Source organism: Streptococcus cristatus AS 1.3089, from assembly GCF_000385925.1.
GTDB classification, from domain to species: domain Bacteria; phylum Bacillota; class Bacilli; order Lactobacillales; family Streptococcaceae; genus Streptococcus; species Streptococcus cristatus_B.
Map to the genome: position 1 here is coordinate 1,402,420 of NC_021175.1, position 18,544 is coordinate 1,420,963.

Annotated in this window: 15 protein-coding genes and 2 pseudogenes; 4 read left to right on the forward strand and 13 right to left on the reverse strand. The window is 42.3% G+C overall.

Annotated features, from left to right (window positions below):
* Positions 1-70: 70 nt before the first annotated feature.
* Positions 71-1,561: a lysine--tRNA ligase gene (gene lysS / locus I872_RS06930; protein WP_015605427.1), complete on the forward strand. Its 1,491-nt coding sequence runs from the start codon at positions 71-73 to the stop codon at positions 1,559-1,561.
* Positions 1,562-1,813: 252 nt separating this feature from the next.
* Here the strand turns inward: lysS and I872_RS06935 are convergent, their stop codons facing one another.
* The 3 genes from I872_RS06935 to I872_RS06945 are packed head-to-tail and all read right to left on the reverse strand — an operon-like array spanning position 1,814 to position 4,903.
* Positions 1,814-3,070, reverse strand: coding sequence for an ABC transporter permease (locus tag I872_RS06935; protein ID WP_015605428.1), 1,257 nt, complete (start codon positions 3,068-3,070; stop codon positions 1,814-1,816).
* Positions 3,070-3,768, reverse strand: coding sequence for an ABC transporter ATP-binding protein (locus I872_RS06940; protein WP_015605429.1), 699 nt, complete (start codon positions 3,766-3,768; stop codon positions 3,070-3,072). Before I872_RS06940 ends, I872_RS06935 begins: the two co-directional genes overlap by 1 nt.
* On the reverse strand, positions 3,752-4,903 hold the full coding sequence (locus I872_RS06945) for an efflux RND transporter periplasmic adaptor subunit (RefSeq protein ID WP_015605430.1): 1,152 nt from the start codon (positions 4,901-4,903) through the stop codon (positions 3,752-3,754). Before I872_RS06945 ends, I872_RS06940 begins: the two co-directional genes overlap by 17 nt.
* Positions 4,904-5,116: 213 nt before the next feature.
* Here I872_RS06945 and gorA point away from each other — a divergent pair, with 213 nt between their 5' ends.
* The gene (gene gorA, locus I872_RS06950; RefSeq protein WP_015605431.1) at positions 5,117-6,466 is read left to right on the forward strand and encodes a glutathione-disulfide reductase; all 1,350 of its coding nucleotides are present in this window, start codon (positions 5,117-5,119) and stop codon (positions 6,464-6,466) included.
* Positions 6,467-6,752: 286 nt separating this feature from the next.
* Here the strand turns inward: gorA and I872_RS11000 are convergent.
* Positions 6,753-8,102 (reverse strand): annotated as a pseudogene (locus I872_RS11000) (IS3 family transposase).
* A gap of 446 nt (positions 8,103-8,548) precedes the next feature.
* Between I872_RS11000 and I872_RS06965 the strand changes: the two are divergent.
* Entirely contained in the window at positions 8,549-9,103 is a 555-nt protein-coding gene (locus I872_RS06965; protein WP_015605432.1) for a biotin transporter BioY, read from the forward strand.
* A gap of 9 nt (positions 9,104-9,112) precedes the next feature.
* Here I872_RS06965 and I872_RS06970 read toward each other — a convergent pair whose 3' ends face one another.
* Positions 9,113-9,328, reverse strand: coding sequence for a YdbC family protein (locus I872_RS06970; protein WP_015605433.1), 216 nt, complete (start codon positions 9,326-9,328; stop codon positions 9,113-9,115).
* An 89-nt stretch (positions 9,329-9,417) separates the two neighbouring features.
* Here I872_RS06970 and I872_RS06975 point away from each other — a divergent pair, with 89 nt between their 5' ends.
* Positions 9,418-9,774: a hypothetical protein gene (locus tag I872_RS06975; protein WP_041826819.1), complete on the forward strand. Its 357-nt coding sequence runs from the start codon at positions 9,418-9,420 to the stop codon at positions 9,772-9,774.
* Between the two features lie 145 nt (positions 9,775-9,919).
* On the opposite strand, the gene I872_RS06980 is transcribed toward I872_RS06975, so the two are convergent.
* From I872_RS06980 to rnr, 8 genes and pseudogenes are all read right to left on the reverse strand, one after another.
* Positions 9,920-11,206, reverse strand: a complete 1,287-nt coding sequence (locus I872_RS06980; RefSeq protein WP_015605435.1) for a peptidase U32 family protein — start codon at positions 11,204-11,206, stop codon at positions 9,920-9,922.
* A 208-nt stretch (positions 11,207-11,414) separates the two neighbouring features.
* The gene (locus I872_RS06985) at positions 11,415-13,121 is read right to left on the reverse strand and encodes a C69 family dipeptidase (RefSeq protein WP_015605436.1); all 1,707 of its coding nucleotides are present in this window, start codon (positions 13,119-13,121) and stop codon (positions 11,415-11,417) included.
* A gap of 322 nt (positions 13,122-13,443) precedes the next feature.
* Positions 13,444-14,307 (reverse strand): SAM-dependent methyltransferase TehB, encoded by an 864-nt coding sequence (gene tehB, locus I872_RS06990; protein WP_015605437.1) that lies wholly within the window; start codon positions 14,305-14,307, stop codon positions 13,444-13,446.
* 192 nt (positions 14,308-14,499) lie between these two features.
* Positions 14,500-14,577, reverse strand: a pseudogene (locus tag I872_RS11770) (SsrA-binding protein); the annotation flags it as partial.
* A gap of 5 nt (positions 14,578-14,582) precedes the next feature.
* Positions 14,583-15,299: a hypothetical protein gene (locus I872_RS06995; RefSeq protein ID WP_015605438.1), complete on the reverse strand. Its 717-nt coding sequence runs from the start codon at positions 15,297-15,299 to the stop codon at positions 14,583-14,585.
* A 62-nt stretch (positions 15,300-15,361) separates the two neighbouring features.
* Positions 15,362-15,562 carry a hypothetical protein gene (locus tag I872_RS07000; protein WP_015605439.1) on the reverse strand — a complete coding sequence of 67 codons (201 nt, stop codon included), beginning with the start codon at positions 15,560-15,562 and terminating at the stop codon, positions 15,362-15,364.
* Between the two features lie 155 nt (positions 15,563-15,717).
* Positions 15,718-16,185 (reverse strand): SsrA-binding protein SmpB, encoded by a 468-nt coding sequence (smpB, locus tag I872_RS07005; RefSeq protein ID WP_015605440.1) that lies wholly within the window; start codon positions 16,183-16,185, stop codon positions 15,718-15,720.
* On the reverse strand, positions 16,148-18,499 hold the full coding sequence (gene rnr, locus I872_RS07010; RefSeq protein WP_015605441.1) for a ribonuclease R: 2,352 nt from the start codon (positions 18,497-18,499) through the stop codon (positions 16,148-16,150). Before rnr ends, smpB begins: the two co-directional genes overlap by 38 nt.
* Between the last annotated feature and the right edge of the window lie 45 nt (positions 18,500-18,544).

Genomic DNA, 18,544 nt, shown 5'->3' on the forward strand with positions numbered 1-18,544 from the left:
ATCAATAATTATTGCTGAATTTCCTTTTATTTTGTGATAGAATAGAAGGGAAAGCCTTAGGAGGAAGAAAATGACTACTGAACATATTGAAGAATTAAATGACCAGCAGATTATTCGCCGTGAAAAAATGGCTGCGCTGGCTGAGCAAGGAATTGATCCTTTCGGAAAACGTTTTGAGCGCACTGCGAATTCTGCTCAACTCAAAGAAAAATACAGCGACAAATCCAAAGAAGAATTACATGAATTGAACGAAACAGCAATCATTGCTGGCCGTCTCATGACCAAACGCGGAAAAGGGAAAGTCGGCTTCGCCCACCTCCAAGACCGTGAAGGCCAAATTCAGATTTACGTTCGTAAGGACGAGGTCGGTGAAGAAAACTATGAGATTTTCAAAAAGGCTGACTTGGGTGACTTCTTGGGAATTGAAGGTGATGTGATGCGCACAGATATGGGAGAACTCTCTATCAAAGCAACGCATATTACTCACCTTTCAAAAGCTCTGCGTCCCCTTCCAGAGAAATTTCACGGTTTGACAGATGTGGAAACCATCTACCGCAAACGTTATTTGGACTTGATTTCCAACCGTGAGAGCTTTGAGCGCTTTGTCACTCGCTCAAAAATCATCTCAGAAATTCGTCGCTATCTTGATGGACAAGGATTCCTTGAAGTTGAAACTCCTGTTCTCCACAACGAAGCAGGCGGCGCTGCTGCTCGTCCATTCATTACGCACCACAATGCTCAAAACATTGATATGGTACTGCGGATTGCGACTGAGCTTCACTTGAAACGCCTCATCGTCGGTGGTATGGAACGCGTTTATGAAATTGGCCGTATCTTCCGCAACGAAGGTATGGACGCCACTCATAACCCTGAGTTCACTTCTATCGAGGTTTACCAAGCCTATGCGGACTTCCAAGATATCATGGACTTGACAGAGGGCATTATCCAACACGCTGCTAAAGCAGTTAAGGGGGATGGTCCAGTCAACTACCAAGGCACTGAAATCAAAATCAATGAACCATTTAAACGTGTTCATATGGTGGATGCCATCAAGGAAATTACTGGTGTTGATTTCTGGCAAGATATGACTTTTGAAGAAGCTTCTGCCTTGGCTAAAGAAAAGAAAGTGCCGCTTGAAAAGCACTTCACCGAAGTAGGACATGTCATCAATGCTTTCTTTGAAGAATTTGTCGAAGAAACCTTGATTCAGCCAACCTTTGTCTACGGTCATCCTGTCGCTGTATCACCTCTGGCTAAGAAAAACCCAGAAGACCCACGCTTCACGGACCGCTTTGAGCTTTTCATCATGACCAAAGAATATGCCAACGCCTTCACTGAGCTGAACGATCCAATCGATCAATTATCACGTTTTGAAGCACAGGCAAAAGCTAAAGAACTGGGCGATGACGAAGCAACTGGTATTGACTATGACTATGTTGAAGCCTTGGAATACGGTATGCCACCAACTGGAGGCCTCGGTATCGGTATCGACCGGCTTGTAATGTTGCTGACAGATGTGACTACCATTCGCGATGTATTGCTTTTCCCGACTATGAAGTAATCCAAATCTTATAGAATTTTTAAGTAAGCAAATCCCGCTGGAATTCCAGCGGGATTTTTCACATGACAAAGAGGCTGGGACAAAAGTCCTAGCCTCTCAATTGTTTTTGGATTGTCGAGCAAGACGCAGTGGTTGAGTGGGCTCTACTAGGCTGATTTCATCAGCTTTTACAGCCCTACTCAACTGTGCGGAGGTGGACAACGAATCGAATTCTAACGAATTACCGATTTCNGTCCTACTCTCTTGATGATATTATTCATATCTCAGCGCTTCAATCGGATCTAATTTAGATGCTTTATTGGCTGGCAGGATACCAAAGACAATACCAACCATGGCTGAGAAGACAAGGCTTCCAACTGCTGCAGTGACAGAGACAACTGGTGGTCCTCCAAATACGTTTTCAGGAACGACTGCAGCTAGCAGAGCATTGATTCCATAGGCAAGGCTAAGACCAAGCAGGCCACCGATAAGGGTCAATACCATGGATTCAATCAAGAACTGCGTCAGGATATTTATACGCGTTGCTCCAAGGGCTTTGCGTAAACCAATTTCCCGAGTCCGTTCTGTGACAGATACCAACATGATATTCATCACACCGATACCTCCAACAAAGAGAGAAATCCCTGCAATAGCTCCGATAACACCGGTCATAGTCCCTGTGATTTGATTGTACTGCTCCAGCAAGGTATCCATATTTAGGATTTGATATTCTCCTTGACGAGCTCCTGAAAGAGCCGTCAATTCTTTGGCTGCTTCTACACCAACTTCGTTGATGCGATCCACTTCTGGCACATAGATATAGACAGTTGCAATTTCATCTGTCTGAAATTCAGAAGCCACCTGTGTATTAGCCATCAAGGCGCTACCTGAGCTCATACTCCTGCTCTGACCAGCATTGGGATCCTTATAGATACCAACAACTCGGTAGTTGCTGTCACCGACTGAAACTACTTTATTCAGGGCTTCTGCACTACTTCCAAACAGGCTGTTCGCTACTGTTTCATCAATCATCATCACATTAGAAAAACTTTGATAGTCACTAGGCAGGAGAGTCCGTCCAGCTAAAATCTCATATTTTCTAATTTTGAAGAAAGTAGCATTCACACCCGTAATGTTGACCTTATCAGACTTCTTGTTTTGATAAGAAAAATCAGCTGTCGAACCATTGGTCACATAATAACCCTTGACTCCATCAATCTTCAGTAGTTCTTTGACCCAAGACTCTTGGACAACAGGTGGCTCTTCTAGTATCTCACTATCTGCATCTGGACCACCACCGGTCTCCAACAAGTTGACTCCCATCGTATAATTACTTTTAGTAGGAGAATAAAGCAAGCTCACATACTGTTGTTCTTTGGTGATGCTTTTGGTGACTCCCTGTTGCATTCCATTTCCCAGTGCTAAGATAACGACAACAGAAGCAACTCCGATGATAATCCCGATCATGGTCAGAAAAGCCCGCATCTTATGTCCAAGAATGGAACTAATGGCAAATTTGAAATTTTGCATTAATCACGTTCCTCCTTCTCAGCGCTATCTGAAGAGATGACTCCATCACGAATGACAATTTGACGCTTAGCATAAGCAGCAATCTCAGGTTCGTGAGTAACCATGATAATCGTTTTTCCCTCAGCATTCAACTCGGTCAAGAGTTCCATGATTTGCTCTCCAGTTTTGGTATCGAGGGCTCCTGTCGGCTCGTCGGCAAGAATAATCGAAGGATTATTTACCAAGGCACGCGCGATAGCAACACGTTGCTTCTGCCCCCCAGACAATTCTGAGGGCAAGTGAGTCATACGAGTACCCAAATCTACTTTTTCCAAATACTGCTTAGCTAGATTTCTGCGACTTCCTTGTGACGCCCCTGCATAAATCAGCGGGAGTTCTACATTTTGAAGGGCATTTAATTTAGATAAGAGGAAAAATTGCTGAAAAACGAAGCCGATTTGACTATTTCGAACCTTGGCTAATTTTTTATCACCCAAGTTTGCAACATCTTCATTTCCTAAAAAATACTCACCAGTAGTAGGACGATCCAACATCCCGATAATATTCATCAGAGTTGACTTTCCGGAACCAGACGGCCCCATGATGGCCACAAACTCGCCCTCTTCAACTGTCAAATTGATATTTTTTAAAACTTTCAGTTCTTGATCACCATTCCGATAGGTTTTATTAATATTCCGTAGATCAATGAGTTTTTTCATCCGCTTTCACCTCTTGACCATCTTTCAAGCTATCTGTTGGATTGGTGATAACTTTACTGTCTTTTGTCAAACCAGATGAGATTTCTTGATTTTCAGCATCAGCATTCCCTAAAGTTACTTCCACTTTCTTAGCTTTACCTTTTTCGACAGTCCAAACGTAGTTCTTTTCTCCGTCTGAAATGATACTGCTTGCTGGTACAAGAATCCCTTTTGTATTGTTTTTTACTTCAACGCTGACAGAGAAACCTTGCTTCAAATCACCAATTTCACTTGTAATATCGACTGTAAATGGATATTTTGCAGAGGAAGCTGCACCACCTGTATTAGTTGATGAAGCTTGCTGTCCGTCCTTAGGATAGTTGGAAATATAACTAATTTTACCTGTCCATTTTTTGTCAGGATATACTTTTGAAGTAATGCTTACTTCTTGGCCAACTGACAAATTAGCCAGATTGTATTCAGAGAGTTCTCCCTTGATTTGAAGGCTGCCGTTGCTGACAATGTGGACCAAGGTTTGGTTGGTTCCTGTTGTTGATTTGGATACATCGCGGTTTACTTCCACTACTGTCCCCTCAACAGTGCTCGTAACAGTCGCTGCATTTAACAGAGCTTGAGCCTTGTTCATATTGTCCACAGCGTCTGAACGTGCATCGCGCAAATCAGCAAGTTGAGAATCAACGGTCCGTTGAGCAGAGGCAAGGGACTTATTATCCGTTTCTTCATCGCCAGTTTTTTCTACTGTCGCTCCATTGGTCTGTAAGTCATAAATCTGACGGTCAGCCTTATTAACAGCGCGAACTGCTGCATCATAATTGGCTTGTGCTTCTGCGCTCTTATATTGAACAAGCGCTTGGCCTACCGTTACTTGGTCACCAACATTTACTAGGACAGATTCCAAGTCTCCCTTGGTAGCATCATAATAAACATACTGCTCTGAGTTAGCAGTTACGGTTCCCGTCAACAGGACAGATGAGGCTATGCTGCCTTCTTTTGCTTGTTGCACAATTGGTGCAACTTCAGTAGGTTCTGTTGTAGAATTCATATTGCTCAGGACCATTGCAGAAATTGCTCCTACTACAACTACAACAGCAACTCCGATAATACTAAATAGCTGCCATTTTTTCAGCTTTTTCATCTTTTTTCCTCCTCTTGATGAAAACCATTTTTCTTTTATACTACATTATATCATAACCTATCATATTGTGATAGGAAAAGAAGTGAAATTCCTGAACGATCGGATTTCCTTCATAAACGATGAAGCAATCTCTAAAACATAGCAGATTTTTGCATTCATTTTCTAAAAAAGGTACAATTACCTCATACTGATTAAAGGAGCATATATCTAACTATGAAAGAATTCGATATTATTGCAATTGGCGGTGGCAGTGGGGGCATTGCTACCATGAATCGTGCTGGTGAGCATGGCGCCAAGGCTGCTGTCATTGAAGAAAAGAAATTAGGGGGAACCTGTGTCAATGTCGGTTGTGTCCCTAAAAAAATCATGTGGTACGGTGCTCAGATTGCCGAGGCTATCCACCACTACGGACCAGATTATGGCTTTACTTCAGAAAATCATCACTTTGACTTTGCTACCTTACGAAAGAATCGGGAAGCCTACATTGACCGCGCTCGCTCATCCTATGATGGAAGCTTCAAACGCAACGGCGTTGAACTGATTGAAGGTCGCGCTCATTTCGTTGACAAGCATACAGTGGAAGTCAATGGAGAGCTGATTCGCGCCAAACACATCGTCATTGCAACAGGTGCTCATGCAGCCATTCCTCAGATTCCCGGTGCCGAATACGGCGAGACTTCTGATGATGTTTTTGCTTGGGAAGAACTTCCCAAGTCTGTTGCCGTTGTAGGAGCAGGTTATATCGCAGTGGAACTTGCTGGTGTCCTCCATACTCTAGGGGTCAAGACGGATCTCTTTGTCCGCCGCGACCGTCCTCTCCGTAATTTCGATAGCTATCTGATTGACGGATTGGTGGCAGAGATGGAAAAATCTGGTCCTAGTCTTCATGCTCACAAGATACCCGAACGAGTGGATAAACTTCCTGATGGTCAGCTACAACTCTACTTCCAAGACGGTAGTAGCCATATTGCTGAGCGGATTATTTGGGCTATTGGCCGTAAGCCAAATGTCCAAGGCCTCAATCTTGATGCTGCAGGGGTTACCCTAAATGACCGAGGCTTCATCGCTGTGGATGAATACCAAAATACTGTCGTACCTGGCATCTATGCCTTAGGCGATGTGACGGGCGAAAAAGAGCTGACGCCAGTAGCAATCAAGGCTGGACGCACCCTGTCTGAGCGCCTCTTTAACGGCAAGACAGATGCTAAGATGGATTACTCAACTATTCCAACTGTCGTCTTCTCCCATCCCGCTATTGGAACAGTGGGTCTGACGGAGGAAGAAGCTATTCGAGATTATGGTGTTGAGCAAATTCATATCTACACCTCTAGCTTTACCTCTATGTACTCAGCTGTCACCCAGCACCGCCAACAGGCCAAGTTTAAGCTTATCACTGCTGGTCACGATGAAAAAGTTGTCGGCCTCCATGGCATTGGCTATGGCGTAGATGAAATGATTCAAGGCTTCGCCGTTGCTATTAAGATGGGAGCTACCAAAGCTGATTTCGACGCCACCGTTGCCATCCACCCAACTGGCTCCGAAGAATTTGTCACCATGCGCTAAAAGTTTCTCCTTTGGCCTTTCTAAAGCTCATTATTATCATAAAATAAAGAAGAGAAGGCAACCATAACTTATCCTTTCATTTTTGATTTATATCTTACATTTTTGTAAGAAAGAAGTCTTATGTCATTTGGATAGAGCAGTCACGCTATCTGGCTTTGTTCTTTGACTTCTTACTTTATTTTAAAGTATAAGGTTCAATTATCATTCAAGAAATTCTAAATTATTTCTAAAATTGAGGAAGATTTATGTAAAGAATGTACTGACCCCAAAAAGTTAGACAATTAATTTATCCAAAGGATTTAGTTCTGTATTGCACAGGGCTAAGTCCTTTTAGTTTTACCTTAATCCGTTTGTTGTTGTAGTAATCAATATAGTCTACAATAGCTTGTTCCAATTGCTCAAGTGATTTAAACGACTTCTCATAACCATAAAACATCTCAGACTTAAGAATACCAAAGAAGGACTCCATCATACCGTTATCTGGACTGTTTCCTTTACGTGACATGGACGGTTGGATTCCTTTATCCTCTAAAAAACGATGATAATACTGATGTTGATACTGCCATCCTTGATCACTATGGAGGATGGTATTTGTGTAATGTTCCTCTGTAAATGCCTGCTCCAGCATATCTTTCACTTGTATCAAATTCGGTGACGTAGAAAGATTATAGGCGATAATTTCGCTATTAAAGCCATCTAAAACTGGTGATAAATAGAGCTTTTGACTGCTTATCGGAATGGCAAACTCTGTCACATCTGTATAGCACTTTTCCATTGGTTTGGATGCTTCAAATTGGCGTTGAATAAGGTTATCTGCTTTCTTGCCAACTTCTCCTTGGTATGAAGAATACTTGCGTTTACGACGAATCCGAGCTGTTAGACCAAGGACCTTCATTAGACGTTGGACCTTTTTATGGTTCACTACAAAACCACGATTCCTTAATTCGAGTGTTATTCGGCGATAACCATAATTTCCTTTATGCTCAGTAAAAATAGCTTGAATTTCAGCCTTAATATCATGATTTTTATCGCTTTTATCTAATTGCTTTAGCTGGTAATAATAGGTTGAACGAGCTAGCTTAATAATCTTTAAGAAGAATCTCTAAGGCAAACTCTGTTACTAATCCTTGAACAATTTCTGCTTTTCTTCTTGATCCTTTTCGTCCCTCAATCGGAGTTCTCTCAACTTTTTTAGAATGGCATTCTCCGCTCTCAAATATTCTAATTCTTCCTGAAGTCGCTCTAGCTCTGTCATCTCTTCGGGCTTCTTTTTTGGTTTACGTCCCATTTTAGGCGGTCTCCCTCTTGTTTTCTCAACAATAGTATACCCGTTTTTCTTATATTGTGCTATCCAATTAGGCAACATTCCAACACTTGGAAGAGCATAATCTAGAGACACCCTTATTTGTGAACGACCTTCAAGTAGAACTTTATCAATGATCTCTTGTTTTAGTTCAGGTGAATAGTAGCAATTCTTTCCTTTTTTGACGATTTCTATTCCATAACGATCAATCAATTTAATCATGTACTGAAGATTGGAAATTTTTATCCCAAATATATTTGAGAGCTCTTTGAAGCTTCGCCCTTGTTTTCTAAGTTCATAGATCTGAACTTTATCTTTATAAGTTAATTTCATAATAAAAACACCCCAAAAGTTAGATTTTTTTCTGTCTAACTTTTGGGGTGCAGTTCAGAATCTTCCTCTTTTTTATTTAGTTGGTTCACTTCTTCTAGACAAGCTTATAAACTGTAACTTGTCTAGATAATCCTATTTTATTAAAATATTCATGACTCCCCAGCCATCTTTTACCCTTTCTGCTATTCAAGAAACAGTATTTTTGATATGATAGTAGGAAATACTAAGAGAAAGGGGATTGGAAATGAGCAAAACGAAAAAATTACTAGCAGCTCTGGGAATTATTTTCTTTAATATTTTTGGTTTAATCGCCTTTATCTTACTCCTCATTCGGAGCCGCAAAAAGCGGAAATAACAAACAACTGTCTAGTCTGATGTAAAAAGACTTGACTTTTTTTTATTTTGATTTAAAATAGTTACCGTAATTTAAAAAGAGGTTTACTATTATGAACAAGAACAAAGCATTTCTTCTTGCCCTTCCAGCTATTGGCGCTGCCTTCCTAGCTGTACTCTCCCAGCTTAGTTTCTCCATTGGACCGATCCCCATTACTTTACAGACCTTTGCTGTAGGTTTGATTGCGACTATTTTTAAGCCTCGTGAAGCGGTATTATCTGTTCTGCTCTATCTGCTGCTGGGTGCTATTGGCCTGCCAGTTTTTGCCGGAGGAAGCGGTGGTTTTCAAGCCCTCTTAGGACCAAGTGCAGGTTATCTTTGGGCTTATCTGCTCTTTGCACTGGTCACTTCCAGTTTGACAAGCAAAGATAGCAAGTTTTACACGATCTTTTTGGCTAACCTGCTCGGAGATGCACTGGTCTTCGTCGGTGGCGTAATCGGACTTCATTTTCTGGCTAACATGGGATTTTCTAAGGCCATTGCTGTTGGAGTCACACCTTTCATTCTTCCCGATCTTTTAAAAATTGTCGCAATCACTCTCATCAGCATTCCAATGTTTAGGAGTCTGGCTTTTCATCCCTATTTTTCAGACAATAAAAACGGATAGACTTTGCGTCTATCCATTTTTAAATGCATCCAAAAGAACTTGAAATTCTTCATTAGAAAGGGTAATTCCCTTGCCCATCTTGCTGTGGTCAGGACTCCAAGTTCGGATATCGTACTTGGCTGGCGCACCGTTAAAACTTACGCGGTTGAGTTCTTTGGTCCAGCCTTTTTCATTTTCCGATAAAACGAGCAATTTTTCCTCGATTTCAAATTTAAATTCTGCCATACTTTACCTCTTTTCTACTTTCTATCTCATTATTCGTAAAAGATTTTACTTTTTTAATTATTTTATTATATAATATATTGTAACAAGTTATGGAGATTTTAGCTATGAAAAAATATCTCGAAATGATTTTACAAAAGACTAATGAGTTTATCAACTACAAAAAGACAGATAAGGAAGAGGGCGACAACAGTCACATCCTGCAGACCATTGACTTGGCTCTGCGGAAAAATTCTGGTGTCCATGTTATTTTTCTGGATAAGAATTTTACTGGCGATATTGTCAAATATGACCGTGACCGCCAGCAGTTAATTGTCAAGAATTTCAAAAAAAGCATGACGACCATCATCCGTGTGCCTGATATCCAGCGCATCAGTCTGGTCCCCAATAACATCCGTGAAGCTCAAAAAAAAGATATTCGGCTCGAAAGTCGCAAATCCAAAAAATAACTCTTCAAATCAAAAGCGATTTGAAGAGTTTTTTATCTTTGAAAGTCAATGGCAGTATTTATAGGATAACTAGTTCTGCTATCAATTCGCATCAACGCAAGCAACTCTTGCTTAACTAGCAAATTCCTCCTGACTTCGCTTCGAATTAAGCGCGAACAGTCACACTAGTGCCATCTTCTTTATACAAATTGATTAAACCCTCCTTGCGAGCACGGACCATATCACCAGGTTGGACTGGCTGTGGAACGGTAATCGTCAGCAATTCCATTGGATTCGGCGCGCGGTCAATCTTATTGCCCTGATTATCATGGAGGTCAGTAATATAGGTTTCAAAATGGCGGAAACCAGGTCCGTAGAATTCTACCTGATCGCCTTCATGGATAACATTCCGCTGGCGAATGGTCGCAGTTTGCGTCGCCTCATCATAAGCAACCACTTCAGCTACAAACTTATATTCTGGAATCTTACGGCGGGCTCCGAAAAGCTGCTCATTCTCAGTTGGTGTATGATAGTAAAAACCAGTTGCCAGCTCACGTTGGGCTACTTTCCACATTTCATCTACTAGATCTTGCTTAATAGCTTCAAACTTTTCTGGGCTTTCCAAATAGGCGTCCACGGCTGCTTTGTAGCAGTTAGTTACCGTTGAAACGTAGTGAATAGACTTCATCCGACCTTCGATTTTCAAACTATCGACACCATTTTCAATCATATCAGGAATGTGGTCAATCATGGACATATCAACAGCTGACATAGAAAATTCTTCTGGAATTTCCCCCTTCAAACTCTTGCGTTCTTGACCGAAAGGCATGTCGTACAAATCATATTTCCAGCGACAAGATTGCGAGCATCCACCACGGTTGGCGTCACGCATACTCATGTGATTGGAAAGGGTACAACGGCCAGAGTAAGAAATACACATGGCCCCGTGAACGAAAGCTTCAATTTCAACATCGGTACGCTTGCGAATCTCAGCTAGCTCGGCCATAGAAACCTCACGCGCCAAAACGACCCGGGTCAAACCAAGATTTTTCCAAAACTCAAGCGTCTCATAGTTGGTGGCACTGGCTTGCGTTGACAAGTGGATCTCCAGGCCAGGTGCTTCTGATGCTGCAATAGCAATCAAGGCTGGATCAGAAACAATGACAGCCGCGATTCCAATGTCTCTCAAACGGCGGAACCATTCTCCAGCTCCAGCTTCATTTCCTTCGTGCATGACCATATTGGCCGCTACATAGACCTTGGCACCATGCTCAGCCGCAAATTGGACACCTTCTTCCATTTGCTCAAAAGTGAAGTTCCCCGCACGACTACGCAAACCGTAGGCTTGACCACCAATAAAAACAGCATCTGCTCCATAGCGAACAGCTACTTTTAACTTTTCTAACGTACCAGCTGGTGACAGCACCTCTGGACGTTTTAATTTTTTTGTCATCTTTTCTCCTATTTGCAATATAAAAGTATTGATGTTTAACCTTATCTATTTTATAGCAATTTACCGCTAAAAGCAAGATGGAGCCTAGTTTTTTGACAATTCTAATCTTCTATCCTCATCTCCTTACTAAGTATTTTAGGATATAGGTTTATTATCCAAGAGAGGAAAAAAGCCAGAAGTCTCAAACTTCTAGCTTTTCTTTCAAAATTTATTCTTCCTCCTTCTTTTTATTAAATTGTTTGTATCCGAAGAATCCAGCAACTAGCACAACCAATACGCCGATGACAATCCAAGTAGTTTGATTTGAGCTATCTTTCTTCGTATCGCTAGCTTTATCCGCTGATTTTCCTTTTTCTGCTTCAGCTAGGAGGTTCGCTTTGTTATAGCCTGTATAGACAAGATCTGCATCTTTACCTTTTTCCTTCTTAATCTTTTCTTCCATCTCTGCTTCGACTGCTTTGATTTCCTTAAAGATTTTTTCTGAGCGTTCCAAGGCTTCCTTCGTCACTTCTGGTCCAGCTGCTTTGGCTTGTTCATCTGTGTAGTTTGCATATTTGGCATCACGTTCGGTCTGTTCTTTATCCCATTCAGCTTCTTTTTCTTTCCATTTTTCTTGGATGCTGTTACCAAAGATTTCTGGATATTTCATAACCATTTGGTCAATATGCCAAACAGTCCAATACCAAGATTTTCCGTCATATTTAGTAGAACGGTTCTTGAAAGCTTCGTAAGTATCTTCTACATTACCATAGAATGGTACATATGGTGTGTTGCGACTTTGTGCCAGACCCAGCCACATAACACCGCCAAAGGCATTTGGTAGGTTTGGTTTGATTTGATAAACGTGGGCGTCGATTACGTTTTCGTTACCTAGCGCATATTTGTAGACATTGCCATCGATCTTCTTACCGACTTCAACTAAGTCATCTGCTTTATATTGTGGCAAAGTTTCAAAACGATCCCGTTGCTCAGCAATTACATCATGAACCGTGTATTTCTTATTTGGATCAGTTGGTTCGCGCAAGAGATCAAAAGCTTCATCATCATAATTTACTTTTGCTTGCGGATCCATCCACTTGATACCTGCATAGGTCCGTGAACGGTTACGTTCCATGTATTCATCAGGTCCGTAAGATTTAGCAATCATAAAGTTGCCATCTTTGTCGGTCTTATAGTTGTCTGCTTTTTTAGCTACTTCTTCCACATCTTTAGAAGCAATGACATTTTCCTTATCGTTCAAGTCAACGTGACCAAGATAGTAAGTATTTGCAAAGACAGCATACTTATTAGTTGGGAACTTGATAGCTACGTATTGGTGACCAGACAGGATTTCCATGTACCAAAGTTCGTTTTTATCAGCAGTAACGATGATATTTCCTTCTGCAGAACCTTTTTCTTCTATAACTTTAGCAACATTTTCAATGACTTCACGAGCTGTTTTAGAACGAGGCAAAGCCAAGTCAACCATAGCTGCTTCTGCTAAACCATCTTCTACAAGTGGGTCTTGCTTCAAGACTTTGTCATTTGGAGTTGCAGAAACGGTCGCTGTCATGGAAACGCCAGCTTCATTGAAACCGTGCGCAGCAAAGTCTCCGTTGCTACCATTGCCACGATCAGAGTCATAAACGGCTGTGTATTTCATTTCACTAGCCAAATGTGGGTAACTAAAGCCATTTGACTCGTCTTCGAGTTTATCACCTTCTTTATAGGTCTTAGCTGGTACAACCACATAGTTTTTGTTGTGCCGACCACCGTCAGGTGCATATGGATAGTCCTCTGTCCGACCGAATAGAGTAGAGCCATCTGCTGTCAAGTCTTTACCGACAATAAAAGCAGAACACGCTTGTGCCACATGAACAGGCAATAGAACAACTAACATTGCAAGGAACATTAGTCTGAGCAGTATTTTCTTCATAGTCTATCTCCTTTTGACTATCTGCGGGGCTGGAATCAACTCCCAGTCTAAACAACATAAACCGTAATACCTTAACATTCCTACTTTAGTATACTCTCTTTCTAATCTTTTTGCAAGCGTTTACACAAAATTGTGTATATTTTTTATCTAATCTATATTTCCTCTACTTTTTTCTCGAATCAGAGCAGATAAACAAAAAATAGCCCCATCATATTTAGAAGAAAGGCTATTATTTTTATCTTATTAGAAAACATCCTGCTATAAAATATTTATAAGCAATTCACTAGAGATTTTGGCAGAGCCGACTTGAGCTTCAAAAAATTTATCTCACTTTTTTAGCCAGCATAGTCGCAAAGCGCAGCTGAATTCGATTGCCGTTTTCATCACGGCGATGGAGGTGGCCAGGATTTTCATTGTACTTGACCAGCTCCCAGTCTTTATAATACTCAGCCAGCTCGCCTTCCTTAAAAGTAAAAGGAAAAGGCACAGAGCATGGGAAGTCTTCTGTATCCATAGCACAGACGATGAGATTGTAGCCACCAAGCGCTGTATGTTCTTGCATATTTCGGATAATATCTGGAATCCGCTCCGCCTGCAAGAACATCAGAACAACGGTGGAAACGATCAAATCATAAGTCTGAGTCAGACTAGCTGAGTTGATATCGTAGGTCCCCACTGGCAGATCCAAATCTTCCTGCTCGACAATGCTACGTAGGATCTCCAAGGCTAGCTCATTCTGATCTACGGCCGTTACTTCAAAGCCCTGCTTAGCTAGAAAGAGAGCATTGCGGCCTTGACCACAGCCGAGATCTAAGGCCCGTCCTGGTCGGACCGTCTGCATGGCTTCCAAAACCTCTGAGTGCACTGGATTGCTACCATATTTCTTGGGGAAATAATCCTCAGGCCGACAGTAAAATTCCAAATACCACTCCAAATCATCTGTCAAGGCTTCAACCCGATGCCAAGCTTGGGGCTGGGCAAAAGGATTGTCCTGACCAGCTTCAAAGATGTGCTCAGCTAGCTCCTCACCTTCCTCTGACATCTCGATAAACTTAAGGCGTCCCTTGAGAACAGTGATTTTGCCCCAAGTTCCCTCTTTGGTATTGTGCTTGTTCTTGACCAATTCGGGCATGGTCTCAGCTGTCCACACTGGCATGCGTTTATAAGCTAGCAATTTTTCTGTCATAAAAAATCCTTTCTCTGAAAGCCAAATTTCAAAATTTTAACTGTCTTTATCATACTCGAAAAAGCCAGACTTGACAAGTGGCAAAGTGGTCAGAACTTTTCTGTTTAGTAAATTTGAAAATAAACAATTTAAGACAGCTACTGTAGATGAAAATCACTAATATAAAACTAAAAAGACCGGTCGCCCGGCCTTTCATCTTGTATTAAAGTTCTTCATCTGCCTTGTCATGTCGCAGTTTTGCTCACGGCGTTTGATGGGCTCGCGCCTGTCTACTTTTAATTATGGTAGGAATAATTCGTTTCAATTTTATTCCATTCTGATCGTTGTTTTTGAACCCAGGCTTGATATTCTGCATAGGTTGTGAGTGGGGTATCAGAAACCTGACCCTTAGTATCTATACCATAAATCGTCAGTTTCTCTTCTCCCTTAGGAGCCATCCAGTACAAAACTTTGTCAAACCATTCCTCTGGGGTCACGTATTCTTCTTGAGGATTAAGAATCCAACCTTCTTCAGTTATTTTTTTCTCAATTTCAGGATATTCCTCAAAGAGATTGATGTTAGTATCAATAACTTTTCCTTCTGCTTTAAAATCACTATAAATACTGATGAGGTGATCCACTAAGTACCCCTTATCTTTTGCATACTGATCCAGTGTCGTATAATAAAAGTAAGGACCCGCTTCATAGATATCTGAACGCTCTTGATACTCTCCTTCTACTTTTCCACTATCAATGTTTAAAACAAAGGTTTTCATATCACCTTGATTATCTTTGACTTCTATATTGATGGTGCTTTTAGGATTATTACGATAGGTGAAGATTCTGAAAGCAATCGGAAAAAAACTGGCGTCATAGTCTTCGACTACTTTGTTTAGATCCACTTCTTTATCGGCTAAATCTTCTGTTCTATAGTCATAAAGACGGATCTTCCAATAATCTGATTTGGGCCTGTTTTTTCTATCGGTTAAATCAACTCCGCCTTTGTTTGTCATCACTTTCCGCTCGGTTGTATAAAGATAGACACCACCCCCAGGTCTCGCTTTGGAATCGGTGTTTAATAAGACGAATTTTCGTTGATTCCCGAAAAATATACGTTTTCTTTTACAGAATGGTATTCTTCAATAGAATATTCGACTTTTTCAGGTTCTTTAAATAATTGTTGGAACCCAACAGTACCTACTATAATAAAAGGGATAAGAATTAGACTAGCTAACACAAATTGAAAAGCACGCTTATTTTTTAATATCTTCCTCATCGTATCAGTTTCCTCCTGCACCTACTCCAGTTACGTATTTCTTGCTTCTTCATTTTCTTCTCCTTTTCTCAATCATCCTGAGACCTGTTCCCTCCCATTATACCATAAATCAATTGACAGAGTTAAATGCTAAAAAAGACCGGTCGCCCAGTCTTTCATCTTGTATTAAAGTTTTTCATCTGTCTTGCTATGTCACGGTTTTGCTCGCGGCGTTTGATAGACTCGCGCTTGTCGTAGTCGTGCTTCCCTTTAGCTAGGCCCAGGAGCAGCTTAGCATAGCCATCCTTGAGATAGACCTTGAGCGGCACCAGCGTCATCCCAGTTCCCTTGGTCTCCTGCTCCAGCCTTTGGATCTGCTTCTTATGCAGCAGCAGCTTTCTGCGGCGCTCAGGTTCTTGGTTCCAGATATTGCCCTCTTCATAAGGGGCGATATGGACATTGCTGAGCCAGGCCTCACCGTTCTTGATCTGGGCAAAGCCGTCTTTGAGATTGATACGGGCAGCACGGACACTCTTGATCTCCGTCCCTGTCAGCACCATGCCGGCCTCGATGGTATCTACGATGGTGTAGTCGTGTCTGGCCTTTTTATTTTGCGCGACGACCTTTCCTTCTCCCTTTGCCATGCTTGGCTCCTTTCTTGACTAGTTCCTTGTAAAATGCCTTCTGGCTCTTGCCTTTCTTGGACTTCTTGTCTTTCTTATCTCTGTAGCCTTTTTCTTTTTTGGAAGAATGGCTGCGCTTGTCATCCTCACGGCGTCTATTTCTACCTGACTTGCCTCTGCCAGTCTTGCTGGTCTTGTCTACTAGGTCAAATTCACTTGGCAGGTATTCAAAGTCAATCTCGCCCGTAGCCTTATCCGCTCGGACCAGCTTGATCCGAATCTGCTGACCGACCTTAAAGACCACACCAGACTTTTCTCCTTGCAGAGTCATAGTCCGCTCATTGTAGCTGTAAAATTCTGGCAAGTTGGTGACATGAATCAAGCCCTCGACCGTATTAGGCAGTTCGACGAAGAGTCCAAACTTGACCACACTTGAAACCACGCCGTCAAACTCTTCCCCAACAAATTCTTCCATATACTCAGCCTTCTTCATGGCTTCGACTTCACGCTCGGCCTCGATAGCTCGACGCTCTCGGCTGGAAGACTGACTGGCAATCTCTGGAATCACTTGTTCAAAATGCTCTGCTATTTCCTTAGACTTGCCATAATCCCGTACCATCCGGTGAACTAGAAGGTCTGGATAGCGGCGAATCGGACTGGTGAAGTGGGTATAAAACTCCGCTGCCAAACCATAGTGGCCGTGATTGTGCTCAGAATAGCGAGCCTGCTGCATGGAGCGCAGAAGCATCATGGACAGAACATCCTCATAAGGCTGGTCTTTGACCGCCTCCATAATATCTTGCAGAACTTGCTGACTCATAGAGCTAGCCGTCCCGTATATCCGAATCCCAAAGCTAGAGGCATAGTCGATAAACTTCTGCACCTTCTCCGCCTTAGGCTCCTCGTGGATCCGATAGATGAAAGGCAGATTTAACTTAGCAAAATGCTCGGCCACCGTCTCATTCGCCACCAGCATAAAGGACTCAATCATGCGCTCAGCAATCCCCCGCTGACGCAGGACAATATCCACTGGCCGGCCTTCCTTGTTGACGATGATTTTAGCTTCATTGGTGTCAAAGTTGAGCGCACCGCGTTTAAATCGCATGCTTTCCAGAATCTCATGCAGACGCACCATGCTGTCAATACTAGGCACAATATCCTTGAACTGCTCAACTTTTTCCTGATCACCTGCGATGATGTCGTTGACATCGCTATAAGTCATGCGAAAGGTCGTTTTAATGATAGACTGGGTGATGGTATGCTTGACCACGCGCCCCTTGGCATCAATCTCCATAATAGCCGACTGGGTCAGTCGGTCCACATTGGGATTGAGGGAGCAGATACCATTGGACAGGCGCTCCGGCAGCATAGGCACCACGCGGTCGGTCACATAGACTGAGGTTGCTCGATTGAGGGCTTCCTTGTCCAGCTCAGAGCCTTCTTTGACATAGTAGGACACATCTGCGATATGGACGCCTAGCTCAAAGTTACCATTTTTCAAGTGCTTGATATGGACAGCATCGTCCAAGTCTTTGGCATCCGCTCCATCGATGGTGAAGGTAATCTCTTCACGCAGGTCCAAACGTCCTTCCAAATCACTTTCTGTCGGTGCATCTGGAACTCGCTTGGCTTCTTCCAAGACCTTTTCTGGAAATTCGGAGACAATATCCATCGACTCTAGCACTTCCAGTACATCAATACCTGGATCGTTTACATGACCAACCACATCGACCAGACTGGCCACAAAGAAATCGTGTTTCTTGGTCGGATATTTGTCAATAGCGACCTTGAGCACCTCTGTGCCGTCCAAAACCATGGCTGGTTTTTTGACATAAATAGGCTGACGGATTTTCTGATTTTTCGAGCGGATATAGCCCGCATACTTGGGCTTTTCCTCATCTAACACCAGCTGGCCAACCGCTGACGTCAGGCTGTGCTCCAAAATATCAATAATCTTAGCTTCAGCTGATGTTCCCTTGATACGATCTGCTACCTTGGTAATGACCACTTCCACCGTATCGCCATCAATAGCATGATTGACATCATTACGGCTGACAAAAAGATCATCCTCTTCTTCATTCAGGGTGACAAAGCCAAAGCCATTCTTGTGGGCATGAAAAACACCCTTGAGCGTCAGACGCTCCTGCTTTTTCTTCTCATAAAGCTCAATCCGCCCCTTGTCATCAAAGCGAAGCTGATGCTTTCTTTCCATCTGGGAGATGGTCTTGACCAAGCTACTAAAGTCCTTGGAAGACTCTTTCCCCAAAGCAGCTGCCAGCTCATGTACGCTAGCCTGCTGCTTTTCTTTTAAATATTCTATAATTTCTTCTTTCATACTTTCTTTCTATACTATGAGGGGTTCTTGATATTCCCCCTTTTA